At 46.2% G+C, this 15,318-nt stretch carries 13 protein-coding genes and 1 pseudogene; 3 read left to right on the top strand and 11 right to left on the bottom strand.

The window, feature by feature from the left end; translation table 11 throughout:
• Positions 1-8: 8 nt before the first annotated feature.
• From ACESLK_RS18310 to ACESLK_RS18295, 4 genes are read right to left on the bottom strand one after another with little or no spacing between them, the layout of a single operon-like run.
• Positions 9-950 carry an aldo/keto reductase gene (locus ACESLK_RS18310; RefSeq protein WP_373231141.1) on the bottom strand — a complete coding sequence of 314 codons (942 nt, stop codon included), beginning with the start codon at positions 948-950 and terminating at the stop codon, positions 9-11.
• Positions 950-2,443 (bottom strand): UxaA family hydrolase, encoded by a 1,494-nt coding sequence (locus tag ACESLK_RS18305; protein ID WP_373231140.1) that lies wholly within the window; start codon positions 2,441-2,443, stop codon positions 950-952. The genes ACESLK_RS18310 and ACESLK_RS18305 overlap by 1 nt, the downstream gene beginning before the upstream one ends.
• Positions 2,440-3,933: a tagaturonate reductase gene (locus ACESLK_RS18300; protein ID WP_373231139.1), complete on the bottom strand. Its 1,494-nt coding sequence runs from the start codon at positions 3,931-3,933 to the stop codon at positions 2,440-2,442. Before ACESLK_RS18300 ends, ACESLK_RS18305 begins: the two co-directional genes overlap by 4 nt.
• A complete protein-coding gene (locus ACESLK_RS18295; protein WP_373231138.1) occupies positions 3,930-4,760 on the bottom strand; it encodes an amidohydrolase family protein in 831 nt (276 codons plus the stop codon). Before ACESLK_RS18295 ends, ACESLK_RS18300 begins: the two co-directional genes overlap by 4 nt.
• Before the next feature lie 135 nt (positions 4,761-4,895).
• Here ACESLK_RS18295 and ACESLK_RS18290 point away from each other — a divergent pair, with 135 nt between their 5' ends.
• Complete coding sequence (locus ACESLK_RS18290; RefSeq protein WP_373231137.1) at positions 4,896-5,756, top strand: AraC family transcriptional regulator; 861 nt, start codon at positions 4,896-4,898, stop codon at positions 5,754-5,756.
• A 59-nt stretch (positions 5,757-5,815) separates the two neighbouring features.
• On the opposite strand, the gene ACESLK_RS18285 is transcribed toward ACESLK_RS18290, so the two are convergent.
• Both ACESLK_RS18285 and ACESLK_RS18280 read right to left on the bottom strand, forming a co-directional pair.
• Complete coding sequence (locus ACESLK_RS18285) at positions 5,816-7,057, bottom strand: DUF445 domain-containing protein (RefSeq protein ID WP_373231136.1); 1,242 nt, start codon at positions 7,055-7,057, stop codon at positions 5,816-5,818.
• 113 nt (positions 7,058-7,170) lie between these two features.
• Positions 7,171-8,223 carry a M42 family metallopeptidase gene (locus ACESLK_RS18280; protein ID WP_373231135.1) on the bottom strand — a complete coding sequence of 351 codons (1,053 nt, stop codon included), beginning with the start codon at positions 8,221-8,223 and terminating at the stop codon, positions 7,171-7,173.
• 354 nt (positions 8,224-8,577) lie between these two features.
• Here ACESLK_RS18280 and rsgA point away from each other — a divergent pair, with 354 nt between their 5' ends.
• On the top strand, positions 8,578-9,690 hold the full coding sequence (rsgA, locus tag ACESLK_RS18275) for a ribosome small subunit-dependent GTPase A (RefSeq protein ID WP_373231134.1): 1,113 nt from the start codon (positions 8,578-8,580) through the stop codon (positions 9,688-9,690).
• Positions 9,691-9,988: 298 nt separating this feature from the next.
• Here the strand turns inward: rsgA and ACESLK_RS18270 are convergent, their stop codons facing one another.
• The 4 genes and pseudogenes from ACESLK_RS18270 to ACESLK_RS18255 form a co-directional block, all read right to left on the bottom strand.
• On the bottom strand, positions 9,989-10,867 hold the full coding sequence (locus tag ACESLK_RS18270; RefSeq protein ID WP_373231133.1) for a radical SAM/SPASM domain-containing protein: 879 nt from the start codon (positions 10,865-10,867) through the stop codon (positions 9,989-9,991).
• 78 nt (positions 10,868-10,945) lie between these two features.
• Positions 10,946-11,452 carry a metallophosphoesterase family protein gene (locus ACESLK_RS18265; protein WP_373231132.1) on the bottom strand — a complete coding sequence of 169 codons (507 nt, stop codon included), beginning with the start codon at positions 11,450-11,452 and terminating at the stop codon, positions 10,946-10,948.
• 191 nt (positions 11,453-11,643) lie between these two features.
• Positions 11,644-11,997: pseudogene (locus tag ACESLK_RS18260) on the bottom strand (MsnO8 family LLM class oxidoreductase); the annotation flags it as partial.
• A 46-nt stretch (positions 11,998-12,043) separates the two neighbouring features.
• A complete protein-coding gene (locus ACESLK_RS18255) occupies positions 12,044-12,976 on the bottom strand; it encodes a manganese-dependent inorganic pyrophosphatase (RefSeq protein ID WP_373231131.1) in 933 nt (310 codons plus the stop codon).
• Positions 12,977-13,166: 190 nt separating this feature from the next.
• Between ACESLK_RS18255 and ACESLK_RS18250 the strand changes: the two genes are divergently transcribed.
• The gene (locus ACESLK_RS18250; protein WP_373231130.1) at positions 13,167-14,066 is read left to right on the top strand and encodes a DNA-3-methyladenine glycosylase family protein; all 900 of its coding nucleotides are present in this window, start codon (positions 13,167-13,169) and stop codon (positions 14,064-14,066) included.
• A gap of 51 nt (positions 14,067-14,117) precedes the next feature.
• On the opposite strand, the gene msrB is transcribed toward ACESLK_RS18250, so the two are convergent.
• Positions 14,118-15,098, bottom strand: a complete 981-nt coding sequence (msrB, locus tag ACESLK_RS18245; protein ID WP_373231129.1) for a peptide-methionine (R)-S-oxide reductase MsrB — start codon at positions 15,096-15,098, stop codon at positions 14,118-14,120.
• Between the last annotated feature and the right edge of the window lie 220 nt (positions 15,099-15,318).

Raw genomic sequence — 15,318 nt, 5'->3', positions numbered from 1 at the left:
TTTTCTACTCAAGTTATATTTTCGTTGTACTCCGGTCTACCGCTAACCCAGCTTTGATTGTGTACCGGAGCTAGAATGTCCAGCACCTCCTGTAAAAGCTCCTCATCCATCGGCTCATCTGTCCATAAAGCATTGTTCCTAATGTTATCTGGATTCGCCGTACTCACCAATGTCGTCGGAATCCGCTCACTTGCAGTCGAATATTGCACAGCTAGCTTAGCGATATCTTGACCTTTGCTGGCACAATGCTCAGCTGCACGTTTGCAAGTCGCCTTCAGCTCAGCGCTCGCTAGATGCCACTCGGGTGTTCCGCGTGTACTGAGCAGTCCCATAGACAGCGGAGAGGCGTTCACAAGTCCAATGTTCTGTGACTCTAGGAGCGGGAGTAAACCCAGCAAAGCCGTATCATTCAATGAATAATGACAATAGGAGATGATCGCATCAACCTCTGCACGAGGAAGTACGGTTTCAAAAAGTTGAATCGGCAACCCGCATATCCCGGTAAAACGTATTTTACCCTGTTCCTTTAATAGCTGCAGCGTAGGAATCGCTTCTTCTAAGATAGTGTCAGACGAAACGAATTCGATATCGTGCAGGTACAAAATATCAATATAATCTGTATTCAACCGAGCCAGACTCTCTTCTACGCTGTCTACAATCCTCTTTTTCGAGAAATCGAAATCATCCACACCGTAACGCCCTGCTTTTGTAGAAAGAAGAAACTTATCGCGCGGAATTTCTCTTATCGCCTTCCCGAGGGCTGCTTCTGCCTTAGTCAAGCCGTAGTAGGGCGAAACATCAATATAATTAATACCGGAATCGATAGCAGCATGAACCGTTCTTCTGCCTTCCTCTTCATTCGTCTCTCGGAATACCGATCCGAGGGAGGAAGCTCCGAAGCTAAGGATGGATACATCCAGTCCCGTTTTTCCTAGTTTACGATATTTCATTACAGAATCACTCCATCTTTGAATATTGCAATCTCGCGGAACCCATTCGCCTCGTTGTTTGTTTGAACCTCACCGGAAGCGATATCCAGCAGTCGATCCCATAACTCAGCTGTAATATCGTCCATGCTCTTTCCTTCCAGAAGTTGTCCGGCATTGTAATCAATCCAGTTTTTCTTCCGCGCAGCCAGCTCGCTATTCGTAGAAATCTTAACGGTAGGAACGGGACCGCCGAACGGTGTACCCCTTCCTGTTGTGAAGAGGACGATATGCGCGCCGCCAGCCGTTAGCGCGGTTACGGATACAAGGTCGTTACCGGGCGCTTCCAGCAGATTTAGGCCTTGCTTGCGCACCCTTTCTCCATAAGGGACGACATCCTGCACAATCGCATGACCGCCCTTCTGCGTACAACCTAGCGATTTCTCCTCTAAAGTACTAATTCCGCCATCTTTGTTGCCTGGCGATGGATTCTCATAGATCTCTTGATCATGCTTAATGAAATACTGCTTGAAATCATTCACAAGGGTTACGATTCTATCGAACACTTCCTCATCTGCCGCACGGTTCATCAGAATGGTCTCGGCACCGAACATTTCGGGCACTTCAGTCAGGATTGCCGTACCCCCAGCCGCAATGAGCTGGTCCGACACCGAGCCCACAAGCGGGTTCGCTGTAATACCGGAAAGGCCATCTGAGCCTCCGCATTTCAGTCCCAGCTTCAGCTTGGATACAGATACCGGCTCACGGCGGAAATTCTCGGCATATTCGACTAACTCTTCAATGAGCGAAAGTCCAACCTCCAGCTCATCTTCGACCTCCTGCGATTTCATGAACTTGATTCGCTCCGGATTAAAATCTCCGATGACCTGCTTGAACGAATCGATCTGATTGTTCTCACAGCCAAGTCCGACCACGAGTACCCCTGCTGCATTCGGATGATTGGCCAGGGATGCCAACAACTTCTGCGTATGCTTCAAATCGTCTCCTAGCTGTGAGCAGCCGAATGGGTGGGAGAAATGATAGACGCCATCCACTCTACCCTCGTAAAGCGTGTTTGCCCGCTTGGATAGAATTTCACAGGTTTTGTTAATGCAGCCTACAGTATTAATAATCCATATTTCGTTGCGGATTCCCACATCCCCATTTTCTCTTACATATCCTTGGAAGGTTTGTCTCTGCGGAGCTGGCTTGGAAAGAACGGGAGGTGTCGGTTCATAGCTGTACTCTAAGAAGCCCTTCAAGCCTGTTTCAAGGTTATGGGTATGCACCCACGCCCCAGGTGCCAATTGCTCCTTCGCTTTACCGATGGAATAACCAAATTTCAATATATCTTGGCCCTTAGCAACAGGCTGCGTCAATATTTTATGTCCTTTAGGCACATCTTCCGTGAGGATGAGCTGGCTGCCATCCTCGATCGTCAAGGCTTCTCCAGCGGAGAATGGCTTTAAGGCAATCGCAACCTGGTCACTACTGGTTAATCGTATCCAATCGCTCATTGTAGTTCCCCCTTCATAAGCTCCATCAAATTCGCTGTAACCTCTTCAGTTAAACCGTTCCAAGCAGATAGATTCTGTCCCCACAAGGACTCCTCTTTAAGCAAACATTCTACTGTCTTAGCTATTGGTTGACTTCCTCGATCCGCTTCGTCCCAAATCCCCGCGATCGTCTCCAAAGCCTTCGCATCGTCACGCAGGATATAGCTTTTTCCTTTCAAGGTATAACCTTCGAAGCTGTCGCCCTTGCGTTTCGTTTTGTAGTAACGCAGCAGTCCCGCGAACCCTGTCAGTAACGATTTCGGGATACTTTCTCCGCGTTCCGCGTAATAGGCTAACGAGGGTAACACTCGTACCTTGAACTTGCTTAGGCTGTTCATGGCAATATCGGAAAGCCTGTGACGAATATAAGGGTTCAAATATCGTTCGAATACAGCCTCCGCATATTCCTTCATCTCATCCTCAGGATAAGGAAGCGTCGGTATAATATGTTCGAGCACCGTTTCTCTGACAAACGAGCCTATTTGCTTATTCTCCATCAGCTCGCGAACGTGATCGATCTCATGAAGCAAGCCAAGCGGTGTCATTAACGTGTGAGCGCCATTAAGAATACGCACTTTTCTTTGCTGATAGGGCTTTAAGTCATCTACCCAATGGACGTTTAATCCAGCCTGCCGGAAGGGAAGAAGCTTATCCATCCCTGACTCCGCTTCGATCGCCCACAGATGATAAGGCTCTGCCGTGCTGAGCATATCATCCTTGTAACCCCATTCCGTAAACCAAGCATCCGCCTGCTCCTTGTCGGGATATCCGGTAACAATTCGGTCAACAAGTGAATTCAGGAAACGGTTATGAGCTATCACCCACTCTTGGAAAACCTCCGGAAATTCCCAATCCTTCGCATACTGCAGAACAGCATCGCGGAGCACGTCCCCATTTCGTTCAATCAGTTCACAGGGTAGAAGGATAAGTCCTCGGTCAGCCGCTCCGCTAAATTGCATAAATCTCCTGTATAGTAAATAAGCGATTTTACCGGGAAAAGATTCAATTGCCTTGCCTTCTATCAAAGGCTCTGGACGATAGACAAGCCCAGCTTCTGTCGTATTCGAAACAATAAATTGCAAATCAGAGCTTTCAGCCAAATCAATCATTCGATTCCATTCTGAATAAGGATCGAATATTTGCGAGAAGACCGTCACGAGCTCTTTGCGTTCAACGCTCTCTCCATTTTCCATTCCGCGTATGACTAATGTATATAAACCTTCCTGACTAGCAAAAGCTTCGATCTTAGGCTTGCCGGATGGTCGAGGCTGCGTGACTGCAATACTTCCTTCGAATAATCCTTGCTTCCGACATTCATGAATCATCCAATCCACAAATCCGCGAAGGAAATTACCTTCTCCTATCTGCAGAACAGTAACCGGGCTTCCTTGCAACTTCTCAAGCCGCTTTGCTTCTGTGGGGTTGAGGGCAGCACCATTTAATGATCTCATAGCTTATAGAACTCCTTTGCGTTTGACCCGAATAAAAGCTCGCGTTCCTTCTCACCCCAGGACTGAGGTAAAGCTTGCTCAAGCACATCAACTACCTGATCATAGCTTGCAGCCAGCAGGCAGACCGGCCAATCGCTCCCGAACATGACTCGCTTTGATCCAAACAGCTCTAGGACAAGGCGGATATATCCAGTAAAATGCTCAGGTCTCCAGTTCTCATGATCCGCTTCGGTCACCATGCCAGAGAGCTTGCAATAAATATTCGTATGCTTAGCAATTTCTTTCATATGACTTAACCAAGGCTCAAGAGTACGATCTGCGATTGTTGGTTTGCCGATGTGATCAATGACTCCGCGTAAACCTGGAACTTCGTTAAGCAGCTTCACTAGCGGCTCAAGCTGATGGGAGACAACAAGAAGGTCTATCGGGATGTCCTCTTGTACATAATAACGAAGCGCTTCCACAAATTGCGGCTTCAGAATGCTTGAGGCATCCATCATCTCCTGTATCATAATACGAAAACCTACGAACTTAGAGTGTTTGCGAAACTGTTCGTAATGCTTACGATGCTCGGGATCATTCAGATCCAGCCAGCCAACGACACCCAGTATGGTACGTTCTTGTTCAGCGAGCGATAAAATGTAGTTGGATTCTTCTATGGTTGGAGCCGCCTGAACCACGATGCTGCCATTTAGTTGGTGAGTATTTAAATGCGGTAAAAGATCCTTTGGCAAATAGTCTCGATAAAGCACGGGAAGCTTGGGAGTAATCCAGCCATAGTCATTGCGATCAATTTTCCAATAATGCTGATGGGCGTCAATTCTCATCCTTCATTGCTCCCTTTGTATCTTTTAATATCTATTCTAACAGCTAGAATTTACATATAAAGAGTTTATATTTGCGTAAACATACTCTATTTTGATATTTTAAATAGGCAGCGCTAAACATCGGAGGTTATCCCGTTGAACCCTATTCGCAAATCGTTCTCAGACGACCCGCTTTTCCCTTTCGACTTCGTCTATAAAGACACCAAAAGCCCGCAACGAGAGCTGCCGGATCATCTGCATGACCGTTATGAGCTCATTTATGTATACGGGGGTAAGGGGACGCTATTTATCGATCAGAAGTTTTATGATATGGGTCCAGGCGATATATTCTTGATCCCGGGAAATTCGATTCACCGTGCCTTGCCCGATACAGTAGAACCCGTTACGTCAACGGCAATTTTCTTCGCGCCAAGTCTAATTTCCCATGAGAATTTAGACGATTCCTACAGCAGCTTGCGTTGCTTTGAGCTTGCTCGTAAATGGAAGCATTATAAAATCGAAACCTCTGCTCAGCTTCAGAAGCACATGGTGATGGCACTTGAGGACATCCATCTAGAGCTTAATCAGAAGAATCCGGGTTACCGTTATGCGATTTCACTTCAGCTGCAGCAGGTGTTGCTTCGCTTAAATCGATTGGTGATGTCTATGCATGTAAGCGAGCTTGATGATGCCAGGATTGGACCGCTTTGGATGAATAAAATTCTTCATTATATTGCTCAACACCCGGATCAGAATCTAGGACTGTCTGCTCTAGCCGAACAAGCATCGGTGACACCCGCTCATTTCTCTCGTGTCTTCAAGCAGCTGACTGGAATGAATGTAACGGATTATGTAAATGCCAAAAGAATTGCTCAGGCCAAAGAGCTTATACGTACGACAGACGAAGGCTTAAGCTGGATTGCAGACCGCTGCGGATTCGAAAGTCTTCCCCATTTCCATCGCATGTTCAAGAGAATGACAGGTCAGACTCCCGGTGCTTACAAGCGAAAAAGATAAACGAACAGCCCCCGAGTCTGAACGACTCAGGGGCATTTTTTATTCATTGAAATTATGATTTACATCCACTGTATTGTTGTTAGAATCAAACCGATGACAAAGCCGCACAGAGCACCGTTAACACGAATCCACTGGAGGTCTCCTCCAATTTTTTCCTCTAACATCTTCACCAGAGCGCGATCATCCAATCGATCCAGATTATCCTTAAGCAGAACACCCAATCGATAATGATTCGCTTCAACCGTGTTGACAATAAAGGTCAGCAGCTTCTGCTCCATGTTATCGACTAAATCCTTCTCTGCTTGCAGCTTACGTATGACATACTTAGTTCCGGTTACGACTATGCGGCCGCCCTTCTGCTTATCACGTTCAAGTGTTTCCACAAGGCGACTGCGAATACCCTCAAGCTGATGGAGTAGAAAAGCTCCGCTATCCGGATGTTGCGCCTTATTCGCGATCCACTGCTTGCCGCGAGCTAGCAACTCTTCATCATTAGCGACAATATGCAATTGTTTGCGTATTTCGTACATGATTTTCTCGCGGTTCGGATTACTCGGTTGAACCAGATCCTCAATTCCGGACAAGAGAAGCTGCTGGATCATCGTCCCAAGCTTATCCTCGTTCATGAAACCCGCGAATGCTTGGACGGCAAAGCCCATTATTCCGCTTACTTTAGCCTCAGAAATTTTCTGTTGCGCCATCGCTCCGAGCATATGTCTAGTTTCCGCCTTGCTAATCCAAGCTCTGCCTTGACTAAGCGCGTAATCGAAAGCCGTCTCATCCATGCCCTCTTGCATAACGGTATGCAAAGCTTTCTCAGCTAGGGATTTAACCTCGACTTTACTAACATAATCTGCGACTGCAGTTTGGATGAGAGCAGCCACCCGATCCAGCGGAAGCTTTGTCAGGATGGCTTGGATGAAGCTAATCATCCCTGTCCGATTGCTTTTTTTACTCATGATTTTTACAACGCCTGAGCTAATGATGGTGAGCAATTGGAACTGCTTAAGCTTACGTGTAATGCTCTCTTTGTTCAGGAGTTCATTTTCCAACGCTGAAATAAGGGAATTGGCGATTTTGTTCCTGTTCTTGAGCAACAGAGAAGTATGCGGAATGGGTATCCCCATCGGATGACGGAACAACGCCGTTACGGCGAACCAGTCCGCGAAGCCTCCGACAAGCCCTGCTTCGAACCCTCCCTTTAGAAGGTCAACCCAAATGTTATGCGGCAGGAACAGGGTGACTATAAAACCAATACCCATAACAATTAATGATAAGGTTGCAATATATCTAGTTCTCATGTGTGTATTTCCTCGTTTTTCGTGACATGGTGATCTCTATATCATAAGTATAACCGAATTACCCATGGAATGACCCTTTAGCCGTTTCTCGCGGATAATTTCGCTAAATTTGCTTAGTTGTCCATGATGTAGGCAAGTAATAGAACGGTCGTGTTCATTACGGCATCCGTATGTGTTCGTTCCATTCCATGCGAAGCGTGTACGCCCGGACCGATTAAAGCTGCACGAATATTACTTCCCCCCTTTAATGCCGCTGAAGCATCGGAGCCGTATTGAGGATAGATATCGACTGCATAGGGAATATTCTCGCGTTTCGCAAGTTCTATAAGCTTGGAAGTCATATTGTAGTCGTATGGACCCGTAGAGTCTTTCGCACATATCGAAACATCTTGCTCCGTCGTAGTAAGGTCATCTCCGATGGCCCCCATGTCTACAGCGATTAGCTCGGTAATGTCGGGCGGGATATAGGAGCTTCCATGACCGACTTCCTCATAGGTAGACAGAATAATTTTCACAGGTCTTGCCGGCGTTTGTCCTTCTCGCTTCATCCATTCCATCAATCCGAATAATGCCGCTACGCTTGCCTTGTCATCGAGATGACGAGATTTAATCCATCCATTGGATTGGATTCGGGTACGAGGCTCCCAAGAGATGAAGTCGCCTGGTGAAATTCCAAGCTTCTCCGTCTCTTCCTTCGTCTTCACCGTTTCGTCAATGCGAATTTCCATGTTCACTTCTTCCCTTTTGAAATCACGAACATCCGGGTATACATGAACGGAAGGTTTCGTGGAAAGAACAGTCCCTTCGTACGTTCTCCCATCTCGTGTATGGATGACGCAATATTCACCTTCTACGGTATGCATAGCATACCCGCCGATGGGTGTGAAACGAATCATCCCCGTTGATTTAATGGAGCGTACCATTGCGCCTAATGTATCGACATGTGCGGTTAATGCAAGTGTTTCCTTTGATTGAGTACCAGGTATTGTGATAATAGCGTTTCCCTTAGGTGTCATTTCCAGAGCATAGCCAAGCTTAGAGGTTTCCTCGCCGATCAGGTTCATAATTTCCATGCAGAAGCCGCTTGGGCTTGGTGTTAATAGCAGCTTTTTCAGAAACCCGATTATATATTCTCCATCTAGTTGAGGCTTTAAAGGCGATGACATCGCTTTCTCTCCTTTTATGTGCTGCGTTGACATTGACTTTTAGAATTATTATAATGATGTCATTAAATAACATCAAGGAGGCTGATGTGATATGAACAACTTATCGATTGCAGTGCGGTTTGTCCAAGCTCATATGGATCAGTCTCTACGGTATTGTAAACAGCTTCAATAGTTGAAGTTACAATGTGTATGTCGTGCACATTTCTTCGCTACGGTGCATACAAACCGCTGGAGACCCTCAGGTTTCTAAGCGGTTTTTTTGCGCGCTTCTTTAAGGAGCAAACATTCAACGGCCGCAGGGATTCCCTGCGGTTTATTGTTTTACAACAAATATTAAATTCGAGGAGTTTTCACTTGATAACAAATTATGATCTTAAACCATTGTATGAATTTGGCTGGAGCATCTACTGGGATACCGTTCGATCTCAGGAGAATGAATGGACACAGAAGCTGTCACCTGCACGTGTCATCGCCCAATTCTCCCATTCTTACAAAATCATGACGCCAGTCGGCGAGCATTCTGCAGGCGTCAGCGGAAAATTCGAGTTTAATGCCGTTAATCGCAGTGATTATCCCGCCGTTGGAGATTGGGTGATGGTTGAGATTGTTCCTAATGAAGCACGCTCCGTCATTCACGCGGTATTACCAAGAAAAACCTATATGGTTCGTAAAGCAGCAGGTAATACAATGGATGACCAGATTATCGGCTCGAACATGGATTACTTGTTCATCGTAAACGCGCTCAATCAAGACTTCAACCTTCGTAAGATTGAGCGTTATCTGATCGCTGCTTGGGAGAGCGGCGCACAGCCGGTAGTCTTGCTTACTAAAACTGATCTCTGTGAAGACCCTCCCAAGTTTGCCGCGGCTGTAGAGAATGCAGCACCAGGCGTTCCCGTGCATCTAATCAGCGCTCTGCTGGACCAAGGAAAGAACGAGCTTACCCCTTATTTGCATGCTGGGAAAACCATCGCCATTACGGGTTCTTCCGGTGTAGGCAAATCGACGTTGCTGAATTGGCTTGCGGAAAGTGAGAAGCAGAGAATTCAGGAGATACGAGAGGATGATGCAAGAGGCCGACACACGACAACGCATCGCGAGCTATTTCTCTTAGAGGGCGGCGCGTTAATCATGGATACGCCGGGAATGCGAGAGCTGCAGTTATGGGATTCGCATGAGGGCTGGGAGCAAGCGTTCTCCGATATTGAAGCACTCGCCGGTCAATGCCGTTATAGAGACTGCATACATGAATCCAATCAAGGCTGTGCAATTATCCAAGCTCTTGATGACGGCACCCTCGACCCTAAGCGTTACGCGAACTATAAGAAAACAGCCAAAGAACTGGCTCATTTGGCGCGCAAAGAGGAATCAAGCAGTCAGAAGAAAAGCAAAAAAACAACCTCTTCTCAACAGAAGAAGAAACGTTCTAGGTCAAATATGATCGATATCCTTGAAGAGTTGGATTGATCTACAGAACAAAGTCACTTTGACGGTGAGTGTCTGAATACAGCTAGTTCGGGTGGATTAAGTCGCTGTGAGCGTGTTAGCGGAGAAGAAGTAGCTAGTTTAGGTTGATTAAGACGCTGTCAGCGTGTTAGAGGAGAAGAAGTAGGTAGTTTAGGTTGATTAAGACGCTGTCAGCGTGTTAGAGGAGTAGATGTAGCTAGTCTGGGTGGATTATGACGCTCGGAGCGTGTTAGAGGCGGGATGTATTTAGTTGATGGTGGATAAATACAAAAAGCCGCGTTTCGGCGGCTCTTTGTATTTACACGCTGAACCTTTGGCGGTAGCCGCATTTTCTGCAAAGCTCCTCGACAACCTCTCTTCTGGAGAATCCATCGTACAGGTTATTTGCGCGCTCGCCCTCCACGATTTCGGAGAAAGGTGTTTTATTGATGTTACCTAAGTTAATAACGCCTTCCCCATCTAGGCAGCAAGGAATTACCGTGCCATCAACAAGTACGCCGGCTTGATTCCGTAGACCGTGGCAAAAGCCCTTGCTCTCGTCTTCCTTCTCCTTCAAGTCCGGCCATTGAAATTCATGGTCTTGGTTCAGGTAGATCCGATCTGACAGCTTTAACCCGCTGCCCCGAACGAACTTCTCCTCGATTCGATAATCCAGATCAAACGCCTTCTCGATCTTCTCTAAAATCTCGCGATTTCGATTCCGATCCATATTCGTTGCATTATCTTGGGTAAGGTTCCATAGCCTTAAGGAAATAAGAACGTTTGAGGTCGCCACAGCTTCCTTAGCGAAGTCAAGCACGCTATTAACATACCCTTCCTTGTCAACCGATCCTTCATGTCCATCAAAGCTATGCAAAGAGAAGTTGATCTGTCTGAGCGCCGGTTTACCTAGAATTTTGAATTTAGCTTTGTGCAGCAACGTCCCGTTAGTCGTCAGGTTAACCTTGAACCCTTTGTCGTGACTGATATCCAGTAATTCATCGATCTTAGGATGCAGCAATGGCTCCCCTTTAACATGAAAATAAATATGCTCGGCATGCCCCTTGATCTGATCCAACGTGTTCGTAAAAGCATCGACCTTAATAAAATTCGCTTGTCGCTTCGTTGGCGGGCAGAAGGTGCAAGATAGGTTGCATATGCTCGTTATCTCAATATAAAATTTCTTGAATTTCTTCATAATATTCAAATACTCCAATCGATAAAGCCATATAGGATTAAGTTGGAGTTATTATACCATACAGAAGGTGAACAGTTCCTACGATTTGTCCTCGTAAAAGATGTGTTTGGCAACCAATGAGCCTTCAGCAACCTTAAAAATTCCAAATGAATATAAGGGTTGCCTCCTCTTATCCGTTGGCGAACCGGGATTAAATATAAGCATACCTGCGGTACGCTTATGAACCGGAATATGCGAATGTCCATAAATAAGCGCGTCCAAGTGAATATTCTTGAAAGCTTCTATCGCCCGTGCTTCAGTATCCATTCGTTTCCCATCGCCATGTCCGTGGACGATTCCGATTCGAACCTCCTCAAACACCAGCTGCTTACGCAAGCCAAACTTACGATTGATGTCTGCTCCATCATTGTTCCCGGCAACTCCATAGGTTGGGGCAAAATGAGCCAATGCTTCATACACGGATAGGTTCGTCCAATCACCAGCATGAATGATGGCGTCCGATGTTTTTAATTCACGAAGCAATCGATCAGGGAGCTTCTTGTTCATTCTAGGCATATGCGTATCGGATACGACGACGATTTTCATCCTCACCGACCTCGATTCCTTAACCTTTTATCCTTAATCCGTATTTCATTTATTCATCATATAGACCAACGAGACAACATTTAATGCCAAAATAAAAATTCGCCTCCAAGAACGATTCTGATGATCCTTAGGCTTAGGAATGACCAAAAGCTTCGGCGACATACCGAAAAGACTTTAATCGAGCTTCGAAATCCGAGTAACCACAGCTCTGGAATCGTCTCCGTCTCCGGGAAAGCACGCAAGCCGGCGAAACGATGTTTAGTGGGATCGATATCATGCAAATAATCATTCAGATCCGATACCTGCTGGGGATAAAGGTCGATATCGACCCGTTTGTTCTCTTGTAGGGCACGCGTTGCAATGGGAAAGCCGCCCGGTGCACGTCCAAGACCTACATCAATCCGACCAGGGTGTAAGGCCTCAAGCAACTTAAAGTTCTCAGCGACTTTATAAGAGCTGTAGTGGGGCAGCATGACGCCTCCGGAACCCACACGAATCTGCTTCGTGTGAGCGGCTAAATGCGCGATGAGCACCTCCGGGCTCGAGGAGTAAAAAAATACCCGCGATCAGACGCGGGTATCGAGCAACTCTTTAGCGTTTGTTGAAAATATCAGTCAAAACAGGTACGATTTGCGATTTGCGCGATACGACACCTTTCATAACCGCTTTATTATTCTCAAGCTTAACATTATAAGCTTGCTCAACGGCATCTGCTGCACGACCAAGCGCAAGGCCGACGGAATCATTGTTCAGAATATCCGTTACAACGAAAAGGAACAGATCCAGCCCTTTTTCATTGATGATGTTTGTAAGAGCGTCCTCTAATTCTCCTTGCTTGGAGAGAACGTCATTCACATCAACGGCGTTAACCTGTGCAATCTCCACTTTAGCACTGCCCATTTGAAATTCTTTAGCGTCTAGCGAGATTAGCTGTGCGATTGTTTTGTCGCTCAGATCAGCTCCGGCTTTCAGCATGTCTAATCCATAAGTATCTGCATTAACACCAGCAATTTCGGCAAGCTCACGAGCAGCAGCTACATCTTCAGCGGTGCAGGTCGGAGATATGAACAACAGAGAATCCGAGATAATAGCGGATAACATAAGACCGGCAATTTCCTTGGAAATCGAAACGCCGTTCTCTTTGTATAGTTTGTTAAGGATGGTAGCCGTGCAACCAACCGGTTCTGCGCGGTAATAAAGAGGTCCGCTTGTTTCGAAATTGGCGATCCGGTGGTGGTCTATAACCTCGATGACGCGCACTTGATCGATATCGGATACGCTTTGTTGACGCTCGTTATGATCGACCAGAATAACGTCCTTCACTTCATTCGCGACAGTCTCTACTAGGCGAGGAGCTTGAACCTTGAAATAATCGAGTGCAAATTGCGTTTCCCCGCTGACGGAACCTAGACGTACCGGCTCGGCATCTACACCCAGCTTTGTTTTTAAATCTGCATACGTAATAGCGGAACAAATCGTATCCGTATCTGGATTCTTGTGACCGAAGATAAGTACTTTGCTCATTTTCTTGCTCCTTATTTAGTTATTTTGGCGAGAAAAGTATAACTCAAATGGGCGGGTATAATCAAGAAATTCAGTAACTAAACCACAATCTTAGCTATTCAGAATGAAACAGCAAGAAAACAAAAGTCCATCTTATCCTATTTATGATACAACTATATAGTGAGCTTTTAAGCAAAGGAGCACAAATCCAATGAATCCTATAATTAAAGTTGCTGTGCCCATTGAATTCGATTTTGCCATAAATCTAAACTATTTATCTAGATCGCCTGATGAATGTTTATATCACATTCAGAATGCCAAGCTATATAAAGCCATTTCTGCAGGATTAAACCAACTCATGTTTGAAATCAGCGGCGATGAACCTGGATTCCTTGGAATCCGATCAATGGATGATACGGGGTCTTGGAATCCTGACATTCAAGCTGACGTTATTGAATATGTAAGAGAATGGTTTGATCTCGATACCGACTTAACGCCCTTCTACGCGATGTCGAAGCAGGATGCCATACTAAACAAAGTCGTCGAACGCTTATATGGACTTCGCACAATGGGGATTCCTGATTTGTTCGAGGCTTTATGCTGGGGAATTATGGGTCAGCAAATTAACTTAGCTTTCGCCTATGTTCTTAAGAGACGATTCGTTGAATCGTTCGGAGTACAAGTCCGCAAGGAGGGGATATCCTGTTGGTTGTTCCCGACTCCGCAGAGGATTGCCTCTTTAACAGTTCAGGAATTGTCGTGTTTACAGCTGACTACTAAGAAATCGGAGTATTTGATTGGCGTAGCCCGTCTGATCGTAGACGGGAAGCTAAACAAGGAAATGCTGCTAGAGGCAAATAGCTTTAAGTCTGCGGAGAAAATGCTCGTCTCGATCCGGGGTATCGGACCCTGGACGGCTAACTACGTGCTCATGCGTTGCTTGAGGTTCCCCGCTGCGTTCCCCATAGATGATGTTGGCTTGCACAATGCCATCAAATCTGTATTAGAGCTACAACAAAAGCCGACCTTGGCTGAAATTCGCGAGCTCTCGACCGGCTGGAAAAACTGGGAAGCCTACGCGACTTTCTACCTGTGGCGGGTACTTTATTAGTGAAGCTAACAATAAAAAGAGCAGCCAGCAAGCGGTTGCTCTTTGTTATATTTAATCATTCAACATCGGCAAATAATTGCCATAACCCTCTTGCTCCATTTGGTCCTTCGGGATGAAACGCATGGAAGCGGAATTGATGCAGTACCGTAAACCGCCTGTCTCTCTTGGCCCATCGTCGAATACGTGTCCAAGGTGCGAGTCAGCCTCTCTGCTTCTCACTTCGGTACGGATCATGCCATGAGTAGCATCCTGATGCTCCTTGATTATGCCGCCGTGCAGCGGCTTCGAGAAGCTAGGCCAGCCGCAGCCTGCATCGAATTGATCGCGGGAGCTAAACAACGGTTCCCCTGAGACGATATCGACATAGAGTCCCTGCTCCTTATTGTTGTAGAATTCATTACGGAACGGCGGCTCGGTCCCTTTATTCTGTGTTACCTCGAACTGCATGGGAGTCAGCCGTTTACGCAGCTCTTCCATGTCTTTCTTGGTATTCCAGCTTCTCTGAAGGAATGCTTCCCGACCGGAGCCGCTGCGGTAGTATTTATAACGAAGCGGATTCTTGTGATGATAATCTTGATGGTACTCCTCGGCTGGATAGAAAACAGCTGCGGGCTCCAGCATAACAGCAATAGGCTTGTCGAAACGGCCGCTATTCTGTAAGGCTTCCTTCGAGGTAATTGCTTCCCTATGCTGATCTTCATTGTGATAGAATATTGCAGGTCGATAAGATGAGCCTCGGTCATGGAACTGTCCTCCGGCATCCGTAGGATCCACGGAACGCCAGAAAATATCGAGGAGCTTCTTATAGGGAAATACCTCAGGGTCAAACGTAATTTGAACCGCTTCTGCATGCCCGGTCGTCTCTGAGCATACCTCTTCATAAGTTGGATCTATCGTATGTCCTCCTGTATACCCGGACACAATTCCTTTAATACCAGGAAGCTCTTCGAACGGTGTAACCATGCACCAGAAACATCCTCCAGCGAACGTAGCTAATTGAGTTGATCCTTTGTTATCCTGCATCTCGTTCATTCAGATTCCCCTACCTCTCGAATTCGATAATCGTTTGCCTTCCTCCATTGTAATAAAAAACACTCCCGATTCCAATTCGGAAGCGAGAGTGCTCGAGTATCACCTATTTAGGGCTTGCTGAACAAACAAAAATCCCTGTATCCACAAGGGTTTCCGGCACTTTTCGTCGAATTCATATGCAAAGAAAACCGTGAAAAACGGATAAAACCCTTGCAGATGG

The sequence above is a fragment of the Cohnella sp. genome, from assembly GCF_041640265.1.
GTDB lineage: Bacteria > Bacillota > Bacilli > Paenibacillales > Paenibacillaceae > Cohnella.
This window is presented reverse-complemented; position numbering and strand designations above follow the sequence as displayed.